A 4,316-nucleotide genomic window follows, 5' to 3' on the forward strand; every position below is an offset into this window, starting at 1 on the left:
GCCCGAGATAGTTGAACCCCACCTGCGGCACAGGCAGTTCCGCGAGCACCGGGCCGGTCTCCGGGTTCAGATACCGCAGCAGCCCGAAGCCCAGACCATCACCGGGCACAGCCCTCAACTGCTCCTTGATCCGCTTCAGTACACGACCGGCGGCCGGACCACCGGCCCGCACCTCGGCGAAATCGACACCTCCGGCCTCCAGCCGAACGGGATGCACACTCGTGAACCAGCCGACCGTCCGCGACAGGTCCATGCCCTCGACCAACGGCTCACGCCCATGACCCTCGACATCGACCAGCAGCCCACTGCCCGGATCACCGCGCCACTCGCCGATAGCCGTCGCCAGTGCCGCCAAGAGCACATCGTCGACACCTGCATGGAACGCTGCCGGGACCCGCGTCAGCAGTTCCGAAGCGACTGCGGCCGGAACGGTCACCGTCAGCTGCCGCATGGAAGAAGCCAGATCCCGTTGCGGGTCCAAGGGCCGTGACACCGGCAGACCGCCGTCTGCCGGCGCTCGGTCGAGCATGCGCGTCCACGCCGACAACTCACCGGCCCGCTCCGCGCTGTTCGCCTCAGCGGCCAAGGCCAGAGCCCATTGCCGGAACGACACACCGACGGGGTCCAGGGCTTCGTCGGGCCGCTCATACGCAGCCGCGAGGTCCGGCAGCAGGATCCGCCACGACACCCCGTCGACCACCAGGTGATGCGCCACCAGCAGCAGCCGCCCTGGAGCCTCGGGCCCGGCGTCCAACCACACCGCCTGCACCATCACCCCGGCCGACGGATCCAGCCGCTCCCCGGCCGCCCTAGCCACCTCGCCGGTCAACCGCTCCAGCTCCGCACCCGACAGACCGAACGCATCCACCCGACGGACCAACCCGCCGACCGCAACACCGCCCGGCGGCGGGACCAGCAGACGGTCCTGCTCCAGCCGGGCCCGCAGCACGTCGTGGTGATCCACCAGCTTCCCGAGCGCGCGCACCAGCCGATCGACATCGAGATCCTGCGGGGCCCGAAGAAGCAGCGACTGGAAGAAGTTCCTCGTCATGGCGTCAGGGCCGGACCGCTGCTCCAGAGCCCGCACCACCGGGGTGAGGGGGATCTCGCCCACACCGGTTGCCCGGGCATCGGCCCATGGGGCGGCCGCGTCGGGGAGCCGCTCGGCCACCAGCGCGAGCGCGGCCGGTGTGCGGTGCTCGAAGACCTGGCGTGCGGTGACGACGAGACCGGCCCGGCGGGCGCGGGAGACCAGCAGCATCGACATGATCGAGTCGCCGCCCAGCACGAAGAACGAGTCCTCCGCCCCGACCCGCTCCAGCCCGAGCACCGCGCCGAACAGCGCGCACAGCACTTTCTCGTCCGGCGTTGCCGGGCCCCGGCCGCCGGTCAGGCGCGCGAAGTCGGGAGCGGGGAGCCGACCACGGTCGATCTTCCCGTTCGCGGTCACGGGCAGCGCGTCCAGCACCACCACTGCCGCCGGGACCATGTAGTCCGGCAGCCGGTCTGCAGCGAAGTCCTGCAGCAGCGTGCCGTCAGCCTCGTCCCCGGCGGCGGGTACGACGTAGGCGACCAGGCGTTTCTCGCCCGGCCGGTCCTCGCGGGCGATCACCACGACCTGGCCGACCGACTCGTGCGCGGCCAGCGCCGTCTCGACCTCGCCCGGCTCCACCCGGTACCCGCGGATCTTCACCTGTTCGTCCGCACGGCCGGCGAAGACCAGTTCGCCCTCGGGTGTCCACCGGGCCAGGTCGCCCGTCCGGTACATGCGCCTCCCGTGCTCAGCGAACGGGCACGCCACGAACCGCTCGGCCGTGAGCCCCGCCCGGCCCGCGTATCCACGGGCCAGACCGGACCCTGCCGCATACAGTTCACCCGTCACACCCGCCGGCACCGGCTGCAGGAACTCATCCAGCACATACACCCGGGTGTTGTCACGCGGACGCCCGATCGGCAGGACCGGGGTCACCTGACCCCCTGGCCGGATCGTGTGCGTGGTCGCGCACAGCGTCACCTCGGTCGGGCCGTACAGATGACGGACCACCAGATGCGGCTGTGCGGCCAGGACCTGCGTCACGGCGCCCACCGGGACCACATCGCCGCCGGTCAGCACCTCAGCGGCGCCCCCCAGGCACTCCGGGGACTCCTCCGCCAGCACCGCGAACAGACCGGCCGTGACATGCACGGCGGTGACCTCGTGGCGCGCGATCAGCCGTTCCAGCTGCTCCGCGTCCACGCGCCCCGGCGGTGCCACGACGACCGTGCCGCCGCTGAGCAGCGGCATCCACACCTCGTACGTCGAGGCGTCGAACGCGTGCGGGGCATGCATCAGCACCCGCTTGCCCGGAGCCGCCTCCCAGCACCCGTCGGTCGCGAGCGCGGCCACCGAGGCCTGCGACACCGCCACGCCCTTCGGCGTACCCGTCGAGCCCGACGTGTACATCACGTACGCCAGGTCGTCGCCTCGGGCCCATGTGACCGGCCTGCTGTCGTCGGCACCCGCGAGCAGCTCCGCGACCGGCACCACGACCTCGTCGGCCACGGCCTGATCGCCGACCACCAGCGCCGTGTCAGTCAGCATCAGCCGCAGCCGCTCCACCGGTTGACCGGCGTCCACCGGCACATACGCGGCCCCGGCGACCGCTATCCCCAGCAGCACCGCGATCAGCTCGGCGGACCGCTCCATGGCCACGCCCACCAGCTGTCCGGGGCGTATGCCCCGGGTGAGCAGCCCGTGGGCGGTCCGGTTCGCGGCGGCTTCCAGTTCCGTGTACGTCCACTCCAGCTCGCCGGCCACCACCGCCGGCGCATCGGGGGTACGGGCCACCTGGGCCCGGAACAGTTCGCCGAGGGTCCCGGCCGGGGCCTTCCCGGCCGTGTCGTTCCACTCCGCCAGGACTGTCCGGCGCTCGGTCTCGTCCAGTACGTCGATCCGGCTCAGCGGCGCCTCGGGATCGGCCGCCACCTGCTCCAGCACCCGCAACAGACGGCACATGAGCGTCTGAGCGGTGGCCTCGTCCAGCACGTCCGGCCGGTAGTCCAGCCGCAGCTCCAGCCCGTCGACCGGTACAACCACGAAGGTGAGCGGGTAGTGCGCGGCGTCCTGCCCCTTGGCCCCTACGAGTTCGAGGCCGGGGGGCACGGGCGGGCCCGCCGGGTCGACGGGGTAGTTCTCGTACACCATCAGGGTGTCGAAGCCCACCACCGCGCCGGCGATCCGCTGGATCTCCGCCAGACTCAGATGCTGGTGCGCCATCAGCGAGGACTGCTGGTCCTGCAGCTCGCGCAGCAGGTCGAGCGTGGACTGCGCGGGGTCCAGGCTCACCCGTACCGGCAGGGTGTTGATGAACAGGCCGAGCATGTTCTCCACGCCCGGCAGTTCGCCCGGCCGTCCGGAGACGGTCGCGCCGAACACCACGTCGCGCCGGCCCGTCAGCTTGGCCAGCAGCAGCGCCCAGGCGCCCTGCACCACGGTGTTGAGCGTGAGGCCTCGCCCACGGGCCAACGCCCGCAGCTCCTCGGCCAGCCGGTCACGGGCCTTGACGGCCACCACACCCGGAAGTACCGGCACCGTCCCCCGATCGGCCGCCGCCGCCAGTGTCGGCTCGTCCAACCCGGCCAGGGCCTGCCGCCACGCCTCCCGCGCGGCCTCCTTGTCCTGCCGCGCCAGCCACGCCAGGTACTCGCGATACGGAGTCACCTGCGGCAGCCCGCCCGCCTGTCCCCCGGCGGCGTAATGGGCGGTCCACTCGCGCATCATCACGGGCATGGACCAGCCGTCCATCAGGATGTGGTGCATGGTGATCACCTGACGGAACCGGTCGGCGCCCAGCCGGACCAGCAGCAGCCGGAGGAGGGGCGGCCTCGCCAGATCGAAGCGGCTTCCGCGCTCCTCCTCGGCCAGTCGCTCCGCCGCCACCTCCGCCTCGTCGGCGGGGAGATGCGAGAGGTCAACTTCGCGCCAAGGCAGCGTCACGCCCTGGGCCACCACCTGGACCAGCTGTTCGGCACCGGCGGGCTGGCGGAATCCGGCGCGCAGGCTGGCGTGCCGCGCGAGCAGCGCCTCCCATGAGGCCCGCAGCACGCCGGCGTCGACGGGGCCACGCAGATCCAGGACCCGCTGCCCGACATACACGTCCACGGCCTGTTCGTCGTAGAGGGCGTGGAAGAGCAGTCCCTCCTGCAGCGGCGACAGCGGCCAGACGTCGGTCAGGCGCGGCTCGGCGGCCTCCAGTTCCTCCACCTGCTGCTGGGCGAGCGCGACGAGAGGGAAGTCGGAGGGCGTGTGGCCGCCCGCACCCGGGGTCGAACCGTGG

Annotated in this window: 1 protein-coding gene; it reads right to left on the bottom strand. The window is 72.1% G+C overall.

Going from position 1 to position 4,316, the window contains the following annotated elements; translation table 11 throughout:
• Positions 1 to 4,316: amino acid adenylation domain-containing protein (locus tag Q8A52_RS48635; RefSeq protein WP_316765118.1), on the bottom strand; the 4,316-nt coding region annotated here is incomplete at both ends.

Source organism: Streptomyces herbicida (assembly GCF_032656585.1).
Taxonomy (GTDB): domain Bacteria; phylum Actinomycetota; class Actinomycetes; order Streptomycetales; family Streptomycetaceae; genus Streptomyces; species Streptomyces herbicida.